19 protein-coding genes and 1 pseudogene are annotated in these 23757 nt (G+C 42.3%); 7 read left to right on the top strand and 13 right to left on the bottom strand.

Translation table 11 applies throughout. The features are described from left to right. The first annotated feature begins 1 nt into the window (after position 1). Positions 2-1036: a glycosyltransferase gene (locus J502_RS00465; protein WP_005405881.1), complete on the top strand. Its 1035-nt coding sequence runs from the start codon at positions 2-4 to the stop codon at positions 1034-1036. On the opposite strand, the gene ghy is transcribed toward J502_RS00465, so the two are convergent. Then, entirely contained in the window at positions 1033-1920 is an 888-nt protein-coding gene (gene ghy / locus J502_RS00460; RefSeq protein ID WP_005405890.1) for a glycosyl hydrolase Ghy, read from the bottom strand. The two genes, J502_RS00465 and ghy, sit on opposite strands and share 4 nt — an antisense overlap. Before the next feature lie 80 nt (positions 1921-2000). Here ghy and J502_RS00455 point away from each other — a divergent pair, with 80 nt between their 5' ends. Beyond that, positions 2001-2768 carry a glycosyltransferase family 25 protein gene (locus J502_RS00455; RefSeq protein ID WP_005405920.1) on the top strand — a complete coding sequence of 256 codons (768 nt, stop codon included), beginning with the start codon at positions 2001-2003 and terminating at the stop codon, positions 2766-2768. Positions 2769-2814: 46 nt separating this feature from the next. Here J502_RS00455 and J502_RS00450 read toward each other — a convergent pair whose 3' ends face one another. The 4 genes from J502_RS00450 to J502_RS00435 all read right to left on the bottom strand — a co-directional run bounded on the left by J502_RS00450 (position 2815) and on the right by J502_RS00435 (position 6843). After that, complete coding sequence (locus tag J502_RS00450) at positions 2815-3738, bottom strand: glycosyltransferase family 32 protein (protein ID WP_005405780.1); 924 nt, start codon at positions 3736-3738, stop codon at positions 2815-2817. Between the two features lie 24 nt (positions 3739-3762). Beyond that, complete coding sequence (locus tag J502_RS00445) at positions 3763-3978, bottom strand: hypothetical protein (RefSeq protein WP_005405695.1); 216 nt, start codon at positions 3976-3978, stop codon at positions 3763-3765. A gap of 109 nt (positions 3979-4087) precedes the next feature. Beyond that, positions 4088-5872: an aspartate--tRNA ligase gene (gene aspS, locus J502_RS00440; protein WP_005016423.1), complete on the bottom strand. Its 1785-nt coding sequence runs from the start codon at positions 5870-5872 to the stop codon at positions 4088-4090. A 206-nt stretch (positions 5873-6078) separates the two neighbouring features. Further along, the gene (locus J502_RS00435) at positions 6079-6843 is read right to left on the bottom strand and encodes a DUF4184 family protein (protein ID WP_005405816.1); all 765 of its coding nucleotides are present in this window, start codon (positions 6841-6843) and stop codon (positions 6079-6081) included. Positions 6844-6973: 130 nt separating this feature from the next. On the opposite strand from J502_RS00435, the pseudogene znuD reads away from it, so the two are divergent. Both znuD and J502_RS00425 read left to right on the top strand, forming a co-directional pair. After that, positions 6974-9072: pseudogene (znuD, locus tag J502_RS00430) on the top strand (zinc piracy TonB-dependent receptor ZnuD). Positions 9073-9174: 102 nt separating this feature from the next. Beyond that, entirely contained in the window at positions 9175-10638 is a 1464-nt protein-coding gene (locus J502_RS00425) for a phospholipase D family protein (protein ID WP_034682685.1), read from the top strand. A 52-nt stretch (positions 10639-10690) separates the two neighbouring features. Here the strand turns inward: J502_RS00425 and J502_RS00420 are convergent, their stop codons facing one another. Further along, a complete protein-coding gene (locus tag J502_RS00420; protein WP_005405931.1) occupies positions 10691-11137 on the bottom strand; it encodes a hypothetical protein in 447 nt (148 codons plus the stop codon). A gap of 164 nt (positions 11138-11301) precedes the next feature. Here J502_RS00420 and J502_RS00415 point away from each other — a divergent pair, with 164 nt between their 5' ends. From J502_RS00415 to J502_RS00405, 3 genes are all read left to right on the top strand, one after another. Next, the gene (locus tag J502_RS00415) at positions 11302-11733 is read left to right on the top strand and encodes an RcnB family protein (protein ID WP_005405977.1); all 432 of its coding nucleotides are present in this window, start codon (positions 11302-11304) and stop codon (positions 11731-11733) included. 211 nt (positions 11734-11944) lie between these two features. Beyond that, positions 11945-12676: a Bax inhibitor-1/YccA family protein gene (locus J502_RS00410; RefSeq protein WP_005406016.1), complete on the top strand. Its 732-nt coding sequence runs from the start codon at positions 11945-11947 to the stop codon at positions 12674-12676. Between the two features lie 148 nt (positions 12677-12824). Continuing rightward, the gene (locus tag J502_RS00405; protein ID WP_005016413.1) at positions 12825-13628 is read left to right on the top strand and encodes an enoyl-ACP reductase FabI; all 804 of its coding nucleotides are present in this window, start codon (positions 12825-12827) and stop codon (positions 13626-13628) included. Positions 13629-13913: 285 nt separating this feature from the next. Here the strand turns inward: J502_RS00405 and J502_RS00400 are convergent, their stop codons facing one another. The 7 genes from J502_RS00400 to J502_RS00370 form a co-directional block, all read right to left on the bottom strand. Beyond that, on the bottom strand, positions 13914-15317 hold the full coding sequence (locus J502_RS00400; protein WP_005405740.1) for an efflux transporter outer membrane subunit: 1404 nt from the start codon (positions 15315-15317) through the stop codon (positions 13914-13916). Positions 15318-15327: 10 nt separating this feature from the next. Then, on the bottom strand, positions 15328-17316 hold the full coding sequence (locus J502_RS00395; protein WP_005405801.1) for a MacB family efflux pump subunit: 1989 nt from the start codon (positions 17314-17316) through the stop codon (positions 15328-15330). A gap of 2 nt (positions 17317-17318) precedes the next feature. Next, positions 17319-18659 carry a MacA family efflux pump subunit gene (locus J502_RS00390; protein ID WP_005405991.1) on the bottom strand — a complete coding sequence of 447 codons (1341 nt, stop codon included), beginning with the start codon at positions 18657-18659 and terminating at the stop codon, positions 17319-17321. 111 nt (positions 18660-18770) lie between these two features. Continuing rightward, on the bottom strand, positions 18771-19766 hold the full coding sequence (gene holA / locus J502_RS00385; RefSeq protein WP_005016405.1) for a DNA polymerase III subunit delta: 996 nt from the start codon (positions 19764-19766) through the stop codon (positions 18771-18773). A 19-nt stretch (positions 19767-19785) separates the two neighbouring features. Then, positions 19786-20301 carry an LPS-assembly lipoprotein LptE gene (locus J502_RS00380; protein WP_005405723.1) on the bottom strand — a complete coding sequence of 172 codons (516 nt, stop codon included), beginning with the start codon at positions 20299-20301 and terminating at the stop codon, positions 19786-19788. Positions 20302-20328: 27 nt separating this feature from the next. Next, the gene (gene leuS, locus J502_RS00375) at positions 20329-22950 is read right to left on the bottom strand and encodes a leucine--tRNA ligase (protein WP_034682683.1); all 2622 of its coding nucleotides are present in this window, start codon (positions 22948-22950) and stop codon (positions 20329-20331) included. 116 nt (positions 22951-23066) lie between these two features. Next, on the bottom strand, positions 23067-23471 hold the full coding sequence (locus J502_RS00370) for a DUF4124 domain-containing protein (RefSeq protein WP_005405798.1): 405 nt from the start codon (positions 23469-23471) through the stop codon (positions 23067-23069). Between the last annotated feature and the right edge of the window lie 286 nt (positions 23472-23757).

Raw genomic sequence — 23757 nt, 5'->3', positions numbered from 1 at the left:
TATGAAAATTGTTCAGGTATTGGCAACAAGTGGTGGAGTTGGTGGATTAGAGCAGCACACTTTTAATCTTGTTAATGAGCTTGCTTTAAATCATGAAGTACATGTGATTGCACATCCTTGCTATGTAGACAAGTTTAGCCAACAAGTACATTTTCATGCTGTCGATTTTGCACGTAGCCGTTGGAATATTTTTTTACTTTGGCAACTTAAAAATCTAATTCAACAAATCCAACCCCCCATTGTTCATGCACAAGCAGGAAAAGCGGCTGAACTGATTGCCCGTATTAAGCCATTTTTATCTGGCCCGAAGTTTGTAACGACTGTTCATGGTACTAAAAAGAATAAATCTGCTTATTTAGCTGGTGATGCGGTTATTGCAGTAAGCCAAGCGCTCACGAAAGGTATTCCTGAGTCTAAAGCACACGTGGTTTATAACGGTGTATATCCTCAACCCGTACTTACAGTTGAAAATAAAGAAAAGTTACTCCAATCGATTCAAAAAGATTTTGCTAAGCTAGATACAAGCAAAAAAGTTGTTATGTGTATTGGGCGTTTAGAACCAGTAAAAAATATCAGTTTATTGATTGAGTCGATGCAACAGATCAATGCCAATTTATGGATTGTTGGCGATGGCTCACTTCGAGCAAGTTTAGAAAAACAAGTCAGCGTATTGAACATGCAAAATCGGGTCGCTTTTCTGGGATTGAGAACCGATGCTCGAGATCTGGTGCAACTAGCAGATATCGTGGTTTTGTCATCAGATCGTGAAGGTTTTCCACTTGTTATGGTCGAAGCTTTACAGGCCGATAAAGCGATGGCTTCAACTAAAGTAAATGGTGTAATTGAGTGGCTGCCAGAACAATATTTGGCACAAATTGGAGATGCCCAAGGTTTAGCAAAAGCGATTCAATGTGCACTTCGACCTGAGGCGCAAAGTGACTTTGGCCCTTTATATGCAAAAGCCAAGGCTGAATTGACTGTACCAGCCATGGCAGAGCAGACGCTTAATATTTATAAAGCTCTGCTAAAAACTTAATTATTTTTTGGCGTCAGGCGGATGGCATCCAGTACCATGAAGTTATCTTCGACATTAATGGTATGGCAACCATCATCTGCCTGATTCCATTCGGGTAAAACCACTTCTAGTAATTTTTCTTCATAAGCTGTCGGGCTAAGTTGAATAATGGCCTTTAATTCGATATTGCCGCCATAACGTTTTAAAGAATCTTGGCTTGGTCGAACCAGTTGCCCTTTATAAATAAAAGGTTTGCCTGCCATACGGAACTGCTGACTGCCACGACATACCGGATTCATTGGGTGCTCTTGCCAGTTAGGATTTAAAATATTCTCGGTAAAGAACAGGTCTAAACGGTCACCAAACTTCTTGCAATCACGACGCGTTGAGGTAAAAAGATACCATAAGCCCTCATGGTAAAAAGGGGTACTGTCGACTGCTTCAATATTTTCAATAAGGTTCGAATGTTTTTCCCATTTCAGCGGAAACTCAGTACATTTCCAAAGCTCAATAGTTTTATTGGCAGAAGACTCTGGGATCATGTACCAAGTGTGATCTATTTTAAATACGCAAGGATAGGAGAGATGATAATCGAGTTTTAATATGCTTTCAGGTGGTGTGTAAGTGCCATCCTTAAAGACTTCTAAAACCGAAAGAAAGCCTACCGGATGCTGATCATCGACTTCTTCAAAAAAAATGAAATGGCGGCCATTTTCATAAGCATGAAAGCTATCTGCAAATGTAAACTTTCTAGGGGAATGGATCTCAAAGAGTGAATCTAATTGCTCAAGTGTAGTAAAAGGTTGTTCTAACCAGCCAAAACGCATATACCAATGGGAGTCAAAAGTTTTTGCTTTTTTTGCTTGTTGGTACTTGTACCATTTTTTTTGAATTGAACGAATCATGACAATACAAGAAAATAATAAAGCTATATTAGCTCTATTTTACATTAGATATCTGATTTGCTGTTAAAGGGGTTTTATTAATGAATATTTATATTGTCAGTATTGAAAATGAGAACTCACCTCGTTTGAATAAGTTTCTTGCCCAAAACTTTTTTGAGCAAGGGCAATTACCTATAACTAGAGTAGGAGTTAAAGGGGGAGAGCTATCAGCAAAAGAGTATTTTGAAAAAGCAGTAAAAGGACGGGCTAAACCTTTAACCCCAGCAGAATTAGGTTGTACCTTATCTCATCTTCTGGCTCTAAAAAAATTCCTGGAAACGGATCAACAGTTCACATTAATTCTTGAAGATGATGCTATTTTGCCAAATGATCTAGATTTAAAAAAGTTAGAAACAGAACTTAAAAAATTAAATCTGCCTAAAAATACATTATTTAGTTTAGGGGGAATACAAATGAAAGAAAGTTTAAAAGTTAGAGGAATATTGAGAAGTGATAAGTTTTTAGAAAGAGAAGTATTGAAAGTCCATCCTCATTTTTATAATCGGGTAAATTATGCAGTCGCGTATATAGTTGATCGTGAAATGGCAGAAAATCTTATTAATTACCATCAGCCAATTAGAAAAGCAGATGATTGGAGTTATTTATACGATTTTAATAATCAATCTAATATCTTAATGACATATTTAATTGATCATCCTATAATTAATGTTGGAGAGCAAAATACTCAACTAAGTACAATTGAAGGTGAGCGGGCAAAATCATCTGATTTACCTAAAAGCCGCTACGGTGAATCTATGAACTATAATTTGTCTAAACTATTCTATAAAAAATATCCTCTTAATAAATAAATTTTAGAAATGGACAGGAGGTAGTCGGTTTAACTGCCTCTTAATTTCAGAAATCTAAGAAAGAATTATTTTTAAATTTATTTTTAAGCACATAGGGTGTTAATAGATTTCGATCTGAACCAATTAATTTAATTAAATGAGGCATTCGTTCTGGCCTGTATTTTAAAACTAAAGATTCAATAAAATAGATATTACATTTTAAATCTATATTTTGGTATAGAAATGCATTCTTATCACAGTTAATAAGAGAAATACTAACAGGTGTCTCACGTAACACTTTTTGACAAGCTACATAAGCAACTAAATATTCTAATAATCCTATATTTTGGAAATAATCTGAATAGTTTTTTCTTGTATTTTTTATCTCTGCAATATAGTTTCTAACTCCCAACTGTAAGGCATAAGATAACTCATCTAGCCAGTGTTTAAAAAAAATATTGCCCTTCTCTGATGCTAGAAGCCAGTTTTCTATAACAGGATACTCTTTTACAGTAACGTTTGCTGCTCTATAATAAGCAAAAGTAGAGGTCTTATTCTCTATACAGTAATCGATTATCCAATCAAGATTTGTATAGGTAATCACACTGGCATCCAGCCAAATACCGCCGTAATGATAAAGAAGATAAAATCTTAATAGGTCAGATCGTTGCTGTGGGGTTAAGTTTTCATATATAGAAAAGTCTAGATCGCAGAAATCAGAGATAAGATCTGAATTTAATATATAAATCTGATACTCAGGATTTAACTGCTGTACTTGTCTGAAACAATTATTAACCAGCTTGGGTACTTCTGAATCCCAGTACATCCATATTATTTTAGGAATATCAACTTGATGATTATCTATAGGATTTAAAATGATAGGATCTGCAAAATTTTCTGAATCTAAATTTTTATATCTTACATTTTTATAAAATCTTAAATTGAATAATAAAAAGCGGAATAATTTTCTTGTAGATTTTCGTAAGCCCATAACGACCCCAATAGATAAATAAAGTTATTTATCTGAATTTCCTTTCAATACCATATAAATCAGTGAAACAAAGATTAGAAGAGCGCCACCTAAACTGCTGACACAGAAATAAAGAATTCGCTGATTAGTATCAAGAGACCATAAATCATTGGCCAAGATATAACGCATGAAAAGCCACTGCACAAATGAAAATACAATAATCACAATTGCACGACGACGGACTTCAGGACGCATAGCCATGAGCAATAACCTCAAATTTGAATGGCCTTTATTATGCCATTGCTCAGGTATGTTCACAATCCAAGAAAAAGCCCCGCAAGTCGCGGGGCTTATTTAAATCTTCAAGATATTATTCTTGAGATTCAGCTTTTGGTTTTTCACGTAAACGGATACCTAAATCACGTAGTTGATTTGCCTCAACCGGCGCAGGTGCCTGAGTCAGTGGACATTCGGCAGTTTTAGTTTTAGGGAACGCAATCACATCACGAATTGAAGATGCACCAGTCATCAGCATGACCAGACGATCCAGACCAAATGCCAAACCGCCATGTGGAGGAGCTCCATAACGAAGGGCATTGAGCAGGAAGCTGAATTTCTCTTCTGCTTCTTCTTCATTAATACCCAGTGCTTCGAAGATTGCTTTTTGCATCTCTAAAGTATAAATACGAAGTGAACCGCCACCGATTTCAGTACCGTTCAATACCATATCATAAGCAACAGATAATGCTTCACCTGGATTGTTCTTCACTTCCTCAACGCTTGATTTAGGCAGCGTGAATGGGTGGTGAACAGAAGTCCATTTGCCATCATCTGTTTCTTCGAACATTGGGAAGTCAACCACCCAAAGCGGAGCCCACTCACATGTAGCAAGATTCAAGTCATGACCAATTTTCACACGAAGTGCACCCATTGCATCATTGACGACTTTCGCTTTATCCGCACCGAAGAATACGATGTCACCATTTTCAGCACCAACACGTTTTAACAGATCCAGCACGATTGGCTCAATGAATTTTACGATTGGAGATTGAAGACCTTCAATACCTTTTTCAAGTTCATTGACTTTGATGTAAGCCAAGCCTTTTGCACCGTAGATGCCAACAAACTTGGTATATTCATCAATTGCGCTACGTGGAAGTGAGCCTGCGCCTGGGACGCGAAGTGCGACAATACGGCCTTTCGGATCTTTTGCAGGACCTGCGAATACCTTGAATTCAACGTCTTGCATTAAATCTGCAACGTCAACGAGTTTCAAGGGAATACGCAAGTCTGGTTTATCAGACGCGTAGTCACGCATTGCCTCGCTATACGGCATACGTTGGAATTTGTCGAATTTAATGCCCAGAAGTTCGTCGAACATCTTAACGGTCATACCTTCCATCAAATCCATGATGTCATCGTCACTCATGAACGATGTTTCAATATCGATTTGAGTAAATTCAGGCTGGCGGTCTGCACGCAAGTCTTCATCACGGAAACATTTTGCGATTTGGTAGTAACGGTCAATACCGCCCACCATCAATAACTGCTTGAATAGCTGTGGAGATTGTGGCAAGGCATAGAAGCTGCCATTTGAAACACGGCTTGGTACCAGGTAATCACGTGCACCTTCAGGCGTTGCACGAGTTAAAATTGGAGTTTCAACATCAAGAAAGCCATTCTCATCAAGATAATTACGGATCAGATTGGTAACTTTAGAACGGAAACGTAAACGGTCCAGCATCTCCGGACGGCGAATGTCTAAAAAGCGGTATTTCAAACGAATTTCTTCAGAGATATTCGTATTTTCATCATTCAACGGGAATGGAGGTGTTTCAGACTGAGCCAAAACTTCAATTTCTTTACCTAATACTTCAATCTGGCCACTGATCATATTGGCATTTTCTGTACCCGCATAGCGGCGACGTACACGACCAGTAATTTTCAATACATATTCAGAACGAGCTTTGTCCGCTGTTGCAAACGCTTCAGGTGTATCTGGGTCAATAACCACTTGAACTAGACCGTCGCGGTCTCGCATATCAAGGAAGATCACACCACCGTGGTCACGGCGACGGTGTACCCAGCCACACAGAGTTACGGTTTGGTCAATTTGAGCTTCTGTTAAAGAACCGCAGTAATGAGTTCGCATCATAGCGTCTAAAATCCAACTATATGGGTTAGTGAAAGCGTATACGTAAACAGCGTACCGCCTTAAGGTAATGGGAGATTATGCCTCTTAGAAGATTCTGTCACAAGAACTAGATCAAAAAACCCTGATAAATTGTGCTTATAGTTTGCAAGAGAAATATCTTGGATCGGTTCTGGTCAGATTAGTAATATTTAAGAGAAAAAATATGACTAATCCATAAGATGTTTCCGATCTAAAATTAAAAACAGGATACATCCTAAGCTGAAAATAGCCAGTGAGGCCTGACTGAACTCGTTAATAGATTTACCGGTAAAAAAATAAAGCTCAGATGAGATTAACTCTGGCTTGAAATAGCTCAGGTAGTCATAAACAGACCATGCACCAGCTAGGAATGCCAAACCAAATAATATCCAAAAATAAGTTTTAATTTTAGAAGACACTTTCAAGTGCTGCCGATAAAGCAGGTAATAACGCCAGGAAAACCAAAACAGAACAGGTAATGCCAATATTGAAGTACCAATCTGTAGCACCATATGTAGAGGATAACTACTGCCTAATAAAACAATGTTTTGGCTTAAAAAATTATAGAAGGCAAAAGTTCTGTAGTCAGCATGAGTTAGCCCGTCCCAAAGGATATGCGTTGCTGTGCCCAGTAAAATGGCAATACTACAGCTTATTAAAAAAATAAGAGCTTGCAGAGGGGTATGAATATTTAGAGGTTTATGGATACCTAAAAAACGGTATAACGCAGGCCGGTAAATCAGATACCAAACCAGTGTGAAAGCTAGGCCAATCCATAAATTAGGATGCAGTATTGAGGCCCACTGGTGAGTATAACCTGCAGCATCTGCAACAAATAAACGGATCAGGTCAGGCACCATGCAGCCAATGGCTAATGCAGCCAGAGGCAGGCGGTTACCACTAAGTTTTGCTAGTGGTGGCGCCAAAACTGCATGAGAGAGCGTAAAAGGCATGAAAACTGATAAAGACTAAAAATAATGAACCACAGTTTACTTAAAACTTTTTATTAGAATGTTTTTTATTGCAAAAATAGTGAAATGTTATAATATAACATTTTATTAAAAGTACACTTGAGTCAACAAGATGCAGTTTTCTAAGAACTTTCTAACTTTATCGATTATGGCGGTGGTTTCTCCGGTAATTTTTGCTGAAGAAAATAGCTCTGTTCAGCAGCTGGAAACAATACAGGTAACAGCTCATCCGCTGGTACAAAGCGCTGTAGATTACGCGGCGGCAGATAATATTATTGAAAAAGAGCAACTGGTCCAAGGCGGTACAACAATTGGTGAAGCTTTAAGTGATCAGGTGGGGGTATATTCCAACCAGTTCGGACCCGGTGCTAGCCGCCCTGTAATTCGCGGGCAGGAGGGGGCACGAGTGAAGGTACTGCAAAATGCCTCAGAAACCATGGATGTTTCCACCTTGTCGCCTGATCATACTGTTATGGTTGACCCTGCGCTTGCCAAGCAGGTAGAGATCGTGCGTGGGCCATCTACCTTGCTGTATGGTGCCGGTACAGTGGGAGGGCTGGTTAATGTTACAGATAGTAAAATTCCGACACGCATACCTGATAATGGTTATGAAGGTAGTGCAGGGCTGCGTTATAACAGTGGTAATGATGAGAAGCTTGGAACAGCAGGTGTGACATTAGCTTTGGGAGAACAGGTGGCACTTCGGGTTGAAGGGCTAAAACGTGATGCCAACAATTATATTGCGCCAGACTATTATCATGAGCATAGCCACGGCGACCACAGCCATCTGGTAAAAGAACGCAGGGTTGATAATACCTTCGCACAATCCGATACAGCCAGCGTCGGACTTTCCTGGATTCATGATCGCGGGTTTACCGGCCTTTCCTATACGAACCGCCAGGACCAGTATGGTTTACCTGGACATAGTCATGAATATGAAAGCTGTGAAGCCCATTTATCCGGTAGGCCTCATCTAGATTGTGGTGATGAACATCATCATGATGAAGAGGGGCATCAACACGAGCACAGTCATGAAGAGGATCATGATCATGCCGGTCCTTGGGTTGATTTGAAGTCTGAACGCTATGATTTTAGAACCGAGCTGGATGATCCTTTTGCCGGATTTAAAAAATTACGTGCTCAAGCCAGCTATACCGACTACAAACATGATGAAATTGAAGAGGGTAAGCAGCTACCACATTTAAAAGTACGGGTTATGATGCGCGTCTGGAACTGGTGCATCAGCCGGTCGCAGCATGGGAAGGCGTCATCGGTACGCAATTTGGTCGTCAGAAGCTGAATATTACTGGTGAAGAATCTTTATTTGCCGGGCCAACCACAACAGATAAGTGGAGCCTATTTGCTTTAGAACACACCCAGTGGAATGATGTACATTTTGAGCTGGCAGCGCGTTTTGATCAGCAAAAGATTGAGATTGATTCACCACAAAAAAATTATGATGATCATGCCTTTTCTTATTCAGGCGCTGCTAACTGGGAATTCTTGCCTGATTATAAACTGTCACTGGTTGCCTCGCATCAGGAGCGTTTACCTCTGGCTCAGGAACTTTATGCCAAAGGCAAGCATTTGGCCACCAATACCTATGAAATCGGTAATGAGAATCTGGACACAGAAAAATCAAATAATATCGAACTGGGTTTTCATTATGAGGGCGACAAGCTGAATTATCATGTTCATGCTTACCATAACTGGTTTGATGACTATATTTATGCTCAGACACTGGACCGCTTCGAAAACTTCCGCCTGGTTGAATATACACAAGATAAAGCACGTTTTTATGGTGCTGAAGGTGAAGTGTCCTATCAGCTGTCGCCACGCTATAAAGCCAGTCTATTTGGTGATTATGTTCGTGGCAAGATCGAAACAGAAGGTAATGCACCACGGATTCCGGGCGGACGTCTAGGTAGCAAGATTGATGCGGACTTTGGTGATGGTTTCTCTGGTATGGCTGAGTATTACCATGTCTTTACCCAAGACAAAATTGCGGCGTATGAAACTGAAACAGAAGGCTATAACATGGTCAATCTGGGCTTGGCCTATTCGGCACGAGCGACAGATAAAACCGATTACCGCATCTATGTGAAAGCCAATAATCTGCTGGATGAAACGGTTTATAACCACGCTTCTTTCCTTTCAAATATTCCACAGGTTGGCCGTAACTTTACTGTCGGGCTGGATTTTAACTTTTAAATAAAGGGCCTGAGCTATTTAAATAAAAATGGCTCACGAAAAAGCTCTTGAAAAATCAGCTGATAAAACCTAGCCTGAACCGATTGGGTTAGGTTTTATCATATGCGTATCTTTCATCGAATTCATCATAAACTGAACTGGTCAGGCCGCCGTTATATCGCTACGATTATAGCCTTAATGGCTGTAGGGTACTTCGCTTCAGCCATTTATCATATTTATAAACCTCTACCAGAAGGACTGGACTTCGAAGGCCGGTTGCGCCATGCCAATATTAAGTTTCTTGCCGATGAAACCTATATTGATATTCAGGGACGGCAGCAGGCGGACCAGCAGATATTCAATGAAATGCTGAAACTGATTCAGGAAGCCCGCACGACCATTGTGCTGGATATGTTTTTATATAATCCCGAAATTGGTGCCGCCAAGATTACTCACCGTCCTCTCACCCAAGAACTCACCAATGCGCTGATCAGTAAGCGCCGACAAATTCCGGGTATTGATATTACCGTGATTACTGACCCGATAAATTCAGTCTATGGGGGAATTGCGCCTGAACATTACCGACAATTGCGTAAAAGTGGTATTGAGGTTATAGAAACTGACTTAACACCATTGCGGGCTTCTAATCCATTATGGTCAGGTTTCTGGTATATCTGCTGTCAGGGATTAGGGAATAATCCAGAGAAAGGCTGGCTTCCCAACCCGTTCGGGCAGGAAAAGGTAACTTTACGCAGCTATTTGCATCTCATTAATTTTAAAGCCAATCATCGTAAAACACTGGTGGTTGACACTGAAGCTGGCTGGAAAGCACTGGTTACTTCAGCCAATCCGCATGATGGCAGTTCACGTCACTCCAACATTGGACTGGTCGTAACAGGCAATACCGCTATGGATGTGCTGAAAACTGAGCAGGCTGTAGCCAGAATGTCTCAAGGAGAAGCGCCAGTTGTAGTAGTCGGTGAGTTTGAAGAGGATTCAAATTATCCTCAGGTTCAGGTTCTTACAGAAGAAGCAATTTACCGGAAAGCTCTGGATTTAATCAATTCTGCCAAGGCTAATGAACAGATTGATCTGGCCATGTTCTACCTTTCGGAACGGCATATTATTAAGGCATTAATTGCTGCCCATGGGCGGGGGGTAAAATTGCGGATACTACTTGATCCGAATAAAGATGCTTTTGGCCGCCAGAAAAATGGTATACCTAACCGTCAAGTAGCAATGGAGCTGCATCAGGTGGGGATTCCTTTACGCTGGTGTAATACCCAAGGCGAGCAATGCCATAGCAAAATACTGTTGAAACGTGGTGAGAATCAAAGTGAAATAATTGCCGGCTCTGCCAACTTTACTGCAAGAAATTTGAAAAATTATAATCTGGAAACAGATTTAAGAGTAGTTGGTCAGCCGCAAGCACAGGTTTTTGTTGATGCTCAACGCTATTTTGATACAGCTTGGTCTAACCTGAATGGACGGTCTATGAGCGTACCTTATTCTCAATATGCTGATCACTCAAAATTAAAATACTGGACATATCGTTTTATGGAGTGGAGTGGTATATCCACTTTTTAGAATATTCTAAAAAGGGCAGGAGGTTTATATAATCTCGTGCCCGATAAAATAATCAGTGAGTGGGCGGGATCAACTGATCAAGTTCGGCAGGTGTCAAATTCTCCAGTTCACTCAGGTCAGTTTTAATATGCCACTGACTTTCATCATCCACTGGATTCGGCAAGCGGGCTTCTAGCCAGTCGCAAACCACATCAGGTGGAAAATCTGCATGATTACATTGAATTACCCAAGCGAGAAAGTCCTTGGCTGCTCCATTCATATAAGGTGGAGGTGAAACGGGTAAAAACTGTGTGGGCAGGCGTTCATTGGTCGATAGATAATTCAAAACATGGCCCAATTCCTGTACGGTTTGCCAAGCTAGCGGGTGTTCAATATCGATGTAAAATTTGAACCACCAGGCATGTTCACCATCATTTCCATGTGCTGCAATTCGCTGTTCCTGTACACATGGAACCCTACTGAAAAATTGATAGAGCCGTTCAAAGCTTAAGTCAGACACAGACCTGTTTCCCATAGCAAAACAAAAACGCATCTTAGCATATTTTTGCTTTTACCCGATTTCAGCCAGTTCTTTCAGTTTGGAAAATAAGATATTTAAAAAATGTTTATTTTTTATTCATATTTTAGGGCTAAGATAGAAATATATGGATCTGGAGTACTGCCATGCATAACTTATTGCGTCTAGCTGTCCTTGGCAGCCTGTGTTTGGGAATGGCATTATCTGTTTTTGCTGACAGCAGTAACCGCTGGGGAAATTATCGAGGTGTAGAGCGCCCTACGAAGCCATTGCCTCCGCCACAGTACCGTCCGCCTCATCAAAGACCTCCACAATGGGGCACAGGTCCGCATCGGCCTCATCCTCAATATTCTTATCCACAGCAGAGAGGGCCTTATGTTGAGTACCGTTACGAGCTACCTAGACACTATGAATACAGTAATCAGCGACAGGTGATCTTGAATAGTCAATTTCCAACTCAGTATCAGGGAAGCCAATATATTATTGATGAGGGAAGTGAGCCGAAATTACCTGCTCCACCAAGAGGTTACCGCTGGGCGCTATCCTCTGGTTACTATCAGCTGGTTCCAGTTCAATAACTATGTATAAATTCAGAGACCAGTAGTTTTTATGAGTATTAAATAGAGATAAGTAATTTAAGTGCTTATTTTGACAACTTTAATAAAAGATAAATCTATTTATAATGAAATAGCTTAAATTAACAAAAAGAAGCAAGCTCTTCATCGGCACAAAAGAAATTCGGTTTAAAATTTGATTATCCCTAAATTACAATAAATGTTGAGTTCAATTATGCAAAGTAATAACCCTGTATTAACCCGGGTTGAAACCTATAGTGATTTCAACCGGCCTATGACCATCCGGGGCGCAATTCAAAAATCAGTGATGCTGACTGTTGTATCTGCTGTAGTCGGTATTGCGCTCTTCTTTTACTGCGCTATGACTGCCAATGCTAACCTGGCCTATTCAGCAGCCTTGGTCGGTATGTTTGGGGGGCTGATTCTGGCATTGGTGACAACGTTTAAGCCTAATACTGCTCCCACACTGGCCGTTCCTTATGCTTTATTTGAAGGTGCTTTCTTGGGCGGTATTTCTTTTGTATTTCAACTGAAATACCCAGGCGCACCACTTCAGGCCTTACTGGCTACCTTTGTGACTACACTGGTCATGTTTGCCCTGTACCGTATGCAGATTATCCGTGCGACTGAAAAATTTAAAGCAGTGGTGATGTCTGCAACCTTGGCACTGTGTATTGTCTTCGTCATTCAGCTCATCATGCAGTTTGCCTTTGGTTCGGCCATTCCTTACCTGTTTGAGAGTAACTGGCTAGGTATTGGTTTCGCCGTATTTGTTGCAGTCATTGCTTCATTAAACCTGATTCTGGATTTTGACCTGATTGAGACAGCCACAGCCCAAGGTGCACCAAAATCCATGGAATGGCTGTGTGGTATTGCCTTGCTGGCTACTCTAGTCTGGATGTATATATCATTCCTGCGTTTGATCGGTCTGTTATCGAATGACTGATTTTTCTCTATAAAATTTGCAAAAATTGCCTCATGTATTGAGGCAATTTTTTATAAAAAGAAAAAATACGAAAAAAGGTGCTTTATGCAATTTCACAATTAGTCAAGACTTGGCATTATGCAGACAAATTATTTAAAGTGAGAATCCCATGGCACAAGGATTATTGGCAGGTAAACGCTTTTTAATTGCGGGTATTGCGAGTAAGTTATCGATTGCATTTGGTATTGCACAGGCACTGCATCGTGAAGGAGCTGAGCTGGCTTTTACCTATCCGAATGAAAAATTAAAAAAACGTGTGGATGATTTTGCTGAACAGTTCGGTTCTCAACTGGTATTTCCTTGTGATGTGGCGAATGATGCTGAAATCGAAACAGCCTTTACCGAGCTGGCAAAGCACTGGGATGGTCTGGATGGTTTAGTGCATTCAATTGGCTTTGCTCCGGCACATACACTCGATGGCGATTTTACCGAAGTTACAGACCGTGAAGGTTTCGGTATTGCACATGACATTAGTGCTTACAGCCTGATTGCCATGGCACGTGCTGCCAAGCCTTTACTGCAGGCGCGTCAGGGTTGTGTACTCACGCTAACCTACCAGGGTTCAGAGCGCGTGATGCCTAATTATAATGTCATGGGTATGGCTAAAGCTTCATTAGAGGCTGGTGTTCGTTATCTGGCATCAAGCATGGGTCCTGAAGGTATTCGTGTCAATGCCATTTCTGCCGGTCCAATCCGTACACTGGCAGCTTCCGGAATTAAATCTTTCCGTAAAATGCTGGATGCCAATGAACGTGTTGCGCCATTACGCCGTAATGTCACTATTGAAGAAGTCGGAAATGCGGCTTTATTCCTGTGTTCTCCATGGGCATCTGGTATCACTGGCGAAATCCTGTATGTTGATTCTGGTTTTAATACAGTTGGCATGAGCCAGGCTTTACTAGAAACTGAATAAAAGATATTTACTTAAAAACGGCCATTACAGGCCGTTTTTATTTTTATAGTCCTATTTTCATTAAATCTAAAAAGGTCTAGTCTTAAGTTCTTAAGGGCATTTATAAAAGTAAGTTTTACTAGAGTCGAATGGGCTGATGAAATAAAAATTTATGGCTAAGTTTAAATACTGAATAACATATAAATACTTGAGAAATTAAACACTGATTATTAACAAAATTTAAAAGAACAGGTATTAATCAGTAAAAAAGCCCAACAATGAGCTTTTTTTAAAGTTTTTCTCTGTTCAAGGAAGCTGTTGAATGGGACTGCCACCTAAAGCCTGCATTAAGGTAACATAAGCATTATATTGGTTCTGTTTAGCCTGAACCAAGGCAATACGAGCATTACGAGTAGTTTCTTGAGCATCCAGATAGTTGCTTAAAGCCACAGCACCATTGCGATAACGTACCTCATATAAACGTTCAGTCCGTTCCGCCAAAGCCAGATTCTGTTCCTGATAGCGAACCTGTTTATCCAGTTCAGTCCGGGCTGAGAGTGCATTTTCTACATCAGCGAAAGCTTGATAAAGAGTCTGTCGATAGTTCAGGATACTTTTTTCATAATCCAGTTCACTGATAGCTAAATCACGCTTCATATCATTCCACTGCAAAAAAGGCAGGCTTAAATTCGCTCCCAGCGTTAGCGCAGGATTTTGTAAAAGCTGGGTCAGGGAAGTACTGGTTGAACCCAGATTTCCAGTCAGGCTGATTGAAGGATAATAGCTGGCTCGAGTTGCATCTTTGGTTGCCAAGGCCTGACGTAAACGTAACTCGGCAGCACGTAAATCTGGGCGACGCGCTAAAATTTCTGCAGGTAGACCCGCGCCAATAACAGGCAGGCGAATGACAGGTAAGCGCTGCGGTTCCTGAATATTTAACTGCTGTACCGGAATCTGTAAAAGTATAGCGAGTGCAGTGCGTGTCTCCACCAGCTGTTGTTGTAACTGGCTCAAACTGGCTCGCTGACTTTGTACGGCCTGTTCTGCCTGGGCTACTTCCAGTCCAGACACAGCACCTGCACGGTATTGTACCCGGACCAGATCTAAAAGCTTTTGTGAACTTTGCAGGTTCTGGTTCTGTACAACCAGGCGCTCATTCAGATAGCCTAACTGCCAGTAAAGATTTGCTGTGTTACCAATCAGACTTTGGGCAGTAGCCTGTAAATCCTCAGCCGTTGCTGCAGCTTCCCAGCGTGCAGCTTCAGTCTGCCGGTCTAAGCGACCAAACAGATCCACTTCATAACTCAATCCACTGCTAAGGGATACCCCCTGCGACTGGTCATCACCTGAATTCAGATCAATCCGATGTCCTGTCGAGACACCTGCATTTACCCGGGGTAACTCGGCATTACGTGCCAGCTCGGCACGTAAACGCGCCTGACGTAGAGTTAGTCCCGCGACAGCTAAATCTGTGTTGCTGGCTAAAACCTGATTTACCAGAGTGTTTAACTGCTGGTCTCCAAACAGTGTCCACCATTGATCTGCATAAACATCGGCATGAATTTGCTTACCATTTACCGGGCTGTTCTGAAAGCTGCCCGGAATTTGTATATTTGGCTGCTCATATGGTGTTTTTACTATTGCCGCACAGCCGACCAGAGAACTTGTCAGAAAAAGTGCGGCAGCAAGTTTAGTCAACTGCAAAGACATGAAATTCTCCTTATTCTCTTGAAAGGGCGGCAACAGGATCAAGCTGTGCAGCATTACGTGCCGGTAAAAATCCAAATACAATACCAATCATGCTGGAACAGACAAAGGCTGCAATCATGGAGGTGGTGGAGTAAGCCATCTGGAAAGACCCGTTAGAGAGCTTGGTAACCAGCTGGCCTAAACCGAGGGAAAGCAAAACGCCCAGAATCCCGCCTAAAATACAGACCAGTATGGCTTCAATCAGGAACTGTTGCAGAATATCACTCTGGCGTGCTCCTACCGCCATCCGTACCCCGATTTCCTGGGTACGTTCGGTGACTGAAACCAGCATAATATTCATAACCCCTATCCCGCCCACGACCAGAGAGATTACTGCAATTGCAGACACCAGCAGGGTCATGGTTTTGGTTGTATTCTCAATGGTTTCGCGGATGCTATCCGAGTTCTGACTGTAAACGTCCTGAGCACCATGACGCTGTTCCAGCAAAGACAGAATGGCATTTTCAGCGGCCGAACTGGAATATTCATCTTTTACCCGTACAATAATACTGCGCACATTGGACTGGCCCAGCATCCGGCTCATTACAGTAGAGTAGGGCAGATATACATTTAAACTGTCGGAACCAAACATACCGGCATTGGCTTCAACTACACCAATCACTCGACTTGGTACGCTTCCGAGCAAAATGACCTGTCCAATCGGATCGGAACCATCTGCAAACAGGGTCTTTTGAGTATTACTATCAATAACGACATCCTGCGAGCGTTCATTAATAGCAAATTTATCAAATGCCTGCCCTGCAGTGAAATTTAAACCACGCACATCAAAGAACTGATCACTGACTCCATTTACAGTAATCGAAGCCTCAGTATCCTTAAAACGGCCAGTGACACTGTTATTGACTGTCGGAGAAACCCCCTGGACATAAGGCTGATCTGCCAATGCGTCGGCATCAGCCGGAATCAGGGTTTTTACCTGAGAAGAGCGTGAATTATCGCCAAATCCACGACCCTGATAAATGGTAATAGTGTTGGTACCCAGACTGCTGATATTTTCCAAAATCTGTTTTTGTGAACCATTACCGAGTGCTACCACTGACACTACCGAAGCAATCCCGATAATAATACCCAGCATAGTCAGAAAGGTCCGCATCCGGTGCGCATTCATGGCCAGTAAGGCCATACGGAATGCTTCACCTAAACGGTCCAAGGCCGAGCGCCAAGATGAAATTTTTGCTTGCGGTTCTTTTACTAAGGTTTGTACTGGCTCTAGCGCTGCTTCATTTTCCTGATATTCCGGTATGTTTTGCCGGTCATCAATAATCTGTCCATCACTGATTTCGATAATTCGTGTAGCATTTTTGGCAACATTAATATCGTGTGTTACCAGAATAATCGTATGGCCTTTGGCATTCAGTTCACGCAAAATGCGCATTACTTCTACACCACTATGCTTATCCAGCGCGCCAGTTGGTTCGTCAGCCAAGATGACATCACCGCCATTCATGAGTGCACGGGCAATTGAAACACGCTGCTGCTGTCCGCCAGATAACTGGCTTGGACGGTTTTGGGTCTTATCTCCTAAGCCTAGATCTGTCAGTAACTTCTGTGCACGTTCATGCCGTTCAGTGCTGTCTGCACCTGCATAAATTGCTGGAACTTCTACATTCCCTGCTGCACTCAAATCACCCAGCAGATGGTAGCGCTGAAAAATAAAGCCAAAATACTCACGGCGCAACTGAGCCAGCTCATCTGGTTCCAGTTTGCGGGTTTCTTTACCATTGACCTTGTAACTACCCTGGGTGGGCTTGTCCAGACATCCCAGAATATTCATCAAGGTCGACTTGCCGGAACCGGACTGACCAATAATAGCCACCAGTTCACCTGGATAAATTTTTAGATCAATGCCTTTAAGAATCTGGACAGTGCCTTCACCCGCCGGAAATTCACGAGTGAGCTGGCTGACCTCCAGTAAAGGTTGCTGCTGATTCTGACTCATGCTTACATTCTCATTGGGCCGCCACGGTTACTGCGTTTGGCATTTTCATTCGAGTTATCGGAACCATCTGCAATGATGACCTGATCACCCTGTTTGAGCCCTGCAATAATTTCTGCAGTGACTCGGTTATTCAAACCCACCAGTACCTGTTGTGGACGGCTACTACCATCAGCTTGTAATACCCTGACACTCGAGAGTTTGGCTTTACCTTGTGCCACCAGTTGACGCTGCTCGGCAGTCAGGTTAAGACGTTGCGGGCGGTTCGGGTTTGCAGATTTATTATCAGTATTTCTATCTGGGCGTTTATCACCGCCTGCTGCGCTACTGCCTTCACCACGTGTACGTTGTGGACGGTTGGCAGTTGTAAGGGCAGAAGCCGGTACAGTTAACACGTTATTGGCTTCTGCCAGAATAATGTAGACCTGTGCAGTCATATCAATACGCAGCTTGCCATCTTCATTGGGCACATCAAATAGTGCGTTATAGTACACTGCAGTACTGGATGAGCTTGAAGTATTATTGGTAGTTTCTGAATTGATTGAGGTTGGCGCAGGCTCAACCTGACGCAGGCTGGCATAGTGTTTAGTTTCACTATCACCTAGTGTCGTAAAATAGACTTTTTGGCCAGGCTCTACTTTCATTACATCAGCTTCAGAAATTTCAGCCTTGATAGTCATATTGTCGAGTTTTGCCAGCTTAACAATGGTAGGTGCACTCTGGTTTGCGTTTACGGTCTGACCTTCTTCAGTCACGATCGCAACGACAGTACCATCCATTGGTGCTACAATGCGGGTATAGCCTAAATCTTCACGCGCGGTAGCTAAGGTTAAACGCGACTGTTCAATCTGGGCATTAATTGCTGCAATTTCTGCCTGAGCAGTACGATAACTGGCGAGAGCGGATTCATATTCAGCACGTGAGGTAGCATCCTGTGCGTACATGTTTCGCTGGCGCTGGTACTCAGCTTCAACTTTAGCCAGATTGGCCTGTCTGACCGCCAGCTGCGCCTGCTGGTTTTTGATATTCGCCTCAGCGGTCTTAACTTCATTTTCTTGACGAATCGAATCAATCTGTGCAATCAGCTGGCCTTGCTTTACCTGATCTCCCAGTTTCACATTCATTTTTTTGACCTGACCAGAAACTTGGGCCCCGACATTAACCATTTGGGTCGCTTCCAGGATACCTGTTGCCAGTACCGAATCTTCAATATTGCCGCGTGTGACCTCAGCGGTAATATATTGCGGCTGTTCAGGTTCCGGCTTCAGAAAATACCAGGCAAGGGCTGCAATTACGGCAATACTGACTGCGATGATAATCGCTTTGGTTGGCTTTATTTTTCGCATGATGATTCAGGTTAAGGGAAAAAATTTGTTTAAGTATAAGAATAAAATGAGGATAAATATTGAATTTTTTTAAATATCTGATAATGAGTTACATTTACTCAACTGTTTTAATCAGGCTGAGTATTCAAATAGGCTAACACCGCATAGTTCGGCAATTGCCTGCTGACAGAGATGCTCGGCATTTTCTTCACTCATGCCCTTAATTGCAGCATCAATGTGCAACAGCAAACCCGGCCAGGTTAAAAACTGTCTCGGATTAAGACGGCGTAAAGCCTGCTGGTAACTGGAGATTTTAGTCTTCCAAATGCCCAGTTGCAGTGCATTCTGTGGTTGCTCAAATAACTGCATCAATAGCCGCATTTCACGGCTAATAGTCCAGAGTATTAGACTCATGGGTTCACCTGAGGCCAGCAGATACTGGAAAATACGGATTGACTGTGCCAGATTGCCAGCTAACAAAGCATCGCTCAGATCATAGGTGCTATAACGTGACTGGTCCTGTAAACAAGCATATAAATGTTCAGTGAGAATTAACCGCTGTTCGGGAAACGTATCACTAACACGCATCAGGCTGTTTTTTGCAGCAAGCAGATTATGTTCATGATGCTGCATGAGCCACTGCCAGGCTTCCTGATCCAGCTGGATACCTAGCTTTTCTGCCTCAATGCTTAAAATCTGCTGGCGTTCCTTAGGATAATTCGCCACTAGCGGCACCACTACACCATTTGCCTCAACTACTTGAAAAAAGGCAGATTTGAGACTGCTACTATCCTGCTTTGGCATCACCACTAACAGTAGGTTAGACTCATTATGCTGGATATAGTTTTTCAGCTGCTTGAGGGCGCCAGCATCTGGTTTGATATTGCCGTGTACTTCAACAGCAAGATGCTGTGAAAATAATGACAGGCTATTAAGCGCGTTAAAGACATGCTTCCAGTCAGAAACACTGGAAATATCATAACGCTGCCGTTCAGTTTCCTGTACCTGCCATGACTGGCGAAATGCATCAAGCAAGTTCTGTTCCAGTAATGGTTCCTGCCCGTGCAGGATCCAGGTACCGCGAGCATCCGCGACACGTTTTAAAGCCTGGAGGTAATCAATTTTCATAAACTGTATTTACAGGCTGTCAGGATGCATTCTGTATACGCGGCAAGCGGTTAGAGCTGATCTGGCGACTGATTTGCTGGGCAATATCATCAATTAGTAGCCGCTGTAAATAGCCTTCTTCCTGATTATCTGTATTTACAGTTTCCACATCATACTGGTAGCTGCGTGATGCAGTAAGGGTACGTGGTTCGGTGACCGGATTACCCTGATGATCTTCAATCTGGATGGTGACAGTCAGACGCAGTAAAACCTCGGTGAGCTTACCATTAAGCAGTTGGCGTCTTGGTGTATATTCTACTACCCGAAGTACATAAGCATCTGGTGAATTGGTCAGCTGAATGCCTGCGGCAGTCAGATAAATACTTAACTGACTCTGTAGCTCTTCAGCATTTGCAGGTAAGACAAGACTTAATTTTTGATAGGCCAGAGGCATTGCTGTAGGTTCTGTTCCCTTGAGATGAAACCCACAGCCAACCAGGCCTGCACTTAAGCCTAAAGTTAAAACAATTGCTGCTAAACGTTGGGCCAGGTGCATGCCATTTCCTCTTTGCTATGTATTTAATTAAACGACCAAGTTAACCAGTTTGTTTGGCACAACAATTTCTTTTTTGGTTGGTCCTGTCAGGAACTGCTGGATATCTGGCAGGGCTTTGGCCTGAGCCAACAGTTCCTCTTTAGAAATATCGACAGCAACTTCAAGTTTGCCACGAAGTTTACCGTTTACTTGTACCACAATAGTCTGCGTATTACGAGCCAATGCAGACTCATCCACAACAGGGAACAGTGCAGCGGTTAAATCACTTCCAAACTTGGCCAGTAATGTCTGACTTAAGTGTGGCGCGAAAGGAGCAAGCAATGTAAGCAGTGCCATGATGGATTCACGTGCAACTGCCACATCATTATCATCTTTTGCCTCAAACCTGTTATTGGCATTCAACAGTTCCATCATTGCCGCAATGGCTGTGTTAAATGCATGACGACGTTCAATATCATCACTAACTTTCTGGATGGTTTCATGTGTTTTACGACGCAAATCTTGCGCGGCAGCAGACAATGCAGTTTTGTCGATGTTTGATGCATTGTTACCTTTTTCAAGGAAGCCAGTGGCTAAACGCCATATCCGTTTCAGGAAGCGGTTTGCACCTTCAACACCTGCATCCGACCATTCAAGTGACTGATCTGGTGGGGCAGCGAACATCATGAATACACGAGCTGTATCTGCGCCGTATTGATCAATAATGGCTTGCGGGGCAATACCGTTATTTTTCGACTTGGACATTTTTTCTTGTCCGCCGATAATCACTCCTTGACCATCCCCTGTATATTTTGCAGAAATGATGCGGCCTTTCTCATCACGTTCGAGTTCGATATCAGCAGGATTAAACCAAGTTTTCTTACCATTTTCTGCTTCACGATAGAACGTATCTGCAAGTACCATGCCTTGAGTTAACAAGTTGGTAAATGGCTCATTACCTTGTACAACACCTTCATCACGCATTAATTTGTGGAAGAAACGCGCATAAAGTAAGTGAAGAATCGCGTGTTCAACACCACCAATGTATTGGTTTACAGGTAGCCAGTTTTGAGCTGCTTCAGGTTTAACCATGCCGCCAGTGAAGTCTGGAGATGCATAGCGCGCATAGTACCAAGATGACTCTACGAAGGTATCCAATGTATCTGTTTCACGGCGTGCATCGCCACCACAGCAAGGACATTTGGTCTCGAAAAACTCAGGCATTTTATTAAGCGGGTTACCTGAACCATCTGGAACAACGTCAGTCGGCAATACAACCGGAAGTTGATCTTCTGGAACTGTGACTTGACCACAAGTATCACAGTTAATCATTGGAATTGGACAACCCCAGTAACGTTGACGAGAAACACCCCAGTCACGTAAACGGAATTGAACTTTAGAATTTGCTAAACCTTGTGGTTCTAATTTCGCAAGGAATGCATCAAATGCAGCTTGGAATTCTAGACCGTCAAACTCGCCAGAGTTAACAAGTTTACCTTCTTTAGAACCGTACCATTCTTGCCACTCGGTAGCAGAGTAGTCTGCATCGTCAGCACCTTTGGCATCAATCACTTGCTTAATTGGCAAGTTGAATTTGTTGGCAAATTCAAAATCACGTTCATCATGTGCCGGTACAGCCATGACTGCGCCAGAACCATAAGACATTAATACGTAGTTTGCGATCCAGACAGGAAGCTCTTCACCAGTTACAGGGTGTTTTACAAACAAGCCTGTTGCCATGCCTTTTTTCTCGGCTGTTGCCAAGTCTGCTTCTGCAACTGAACCCATGCGGCACTCTTCAATAAATGCAGCCAATTCAGGGTTATTTTCAGCAGCTTTAAGCGCAAGAGGATGTTCTGCTGCAACAGCAACATATGTCACGCCCATAAGCGTGTCAGCACGTGTTGTATAAACAGTTAGGCCGTCAGCATAAATTTCGGTATTAGCAGATGGGAAAGTAATTTCCATACCAGTAGAGCGACCGATCCAGTTACGTTGCATGGTCAACACTTGTTGAGGCCAGCCGTCTTTTAGCGTGTCTAGGTCGTCTAATAATTCTTGTGCATAGTCTGTAATACGGAAGTAGTACATTGGAATATCGCGTTTTTCAACCAATGCACCAGAACGCCAGCCGCGGCCATTTTCTACCTGTTCATTAGCTAAAACTGTTTGGTCAACCGGATCCCAGTTTACTGTTGAAAGCTTACGGTAGATGAGCCCCTTTTTATAAAGCTGAACAAATAACCATTGCTCCCAGTGATAATATTCTGGTGTACAAGTCGCAAATTCACGATCCCAGTCTACAGACAGGCCGAGTTTTTTTAATTGGTCTCGCATATAAGCGATATTTTCAAATGTCCATTTTGCTGGAGCAACCTTATGTGCAATTGCCGCGTTCTCAGCAGGTAGGCCAAACGCATCCCAACCCATAGGCTGAAGCACGGTTTCACCCTTCAGACGATAAAATCGGCTAATGACATCGCCAATCGTATAATTACGCACATGACCCATATGGAGTTTGCCACTTGGGTAAGGGAACATCGAAAGGATGTAACGGTGCTTACCTTCAACCGTATCGGCAACTTTAAATACTTTACGATTATCCCAGTCTTGTTGGACTTGAGGTTCAATCGCGCTCGCTTGATATTCAGGGTCAATGTGAGTAGTCATAAACGTCTAATGAACAGCAATAAAAATTTTGTGGAAAGCATAGCGCAAAATATACCTAAATGTGAATTTTGCAGGTGCTTTCTTTATGAAAAGTTGTACTTTAATCAAAGATTGGCTTAACGAGGCTGCTGATTCACATTTTCTGAAGGAGTTGCCAGTGTTTGAGGGGCAGTAGCAGGAAGAACTGGAATAGCCTGCGTTTGTCCATTTTGCTGAGAATTACCGGATGGTACAGAATTAACTTGTGGCGTCTGCATATTCTGCGGCAATGCTACAGCTTGGCTATCTTGAGTATTAGGCTGGTTTGTATTGAGTGGGGCTGAATTATGCCAGCCATAAGTTTCCACTTTGCCTTTTTTCTTGGCTGTTTTGGGCGGTGGAGTGGTCGTATAGTGAGTTGTCCCTTTACGGTCTACCCATTTATAATATTGCTGTGCTAATAACGGCTGGCTAAGACCTGCACCCGTACTGATAATAATCAGATGTATCAAGCTTTTACGCTTTAATGAATTCAATATCATGGCTTTCATCCTTATAAAAATCAGAGAAGGGTTTAGCGTTTCCAAGCAATAGATACTATTAAAATATACCTGTTTAAATAGGTAGTAATTATCAGCGACTAATCTGCCTCATTATATTTAATTTAGAAAGAAAAATATGGGTAATTTTTTATACAGAGGATTATGCATATAACTTTTTATATTCAATTTTTTTAAGAGATTTCAAACTTTTTTTTATAATTAAAATACTGATTCTATTTGTTAAAAAATATATTTATGAATTTTTTAAGAAAATAGTAGAAAAATT

Origin of the sequence: Acinetobacter sp. 1294596 (assembly GCF_000582925.1) — a bacterium.
In the GTDB taxonomy this organism is placed as follows: Bacteria; Pseudomonadota; Gammaproteobacteria; order Pseudomonadales; family Moraxellaceae; genus Acinetobacter; species Acinetobacter radioresistens.
This window is presented reverse-complemented; position numbering and strand designations above follow the sequence as displayed.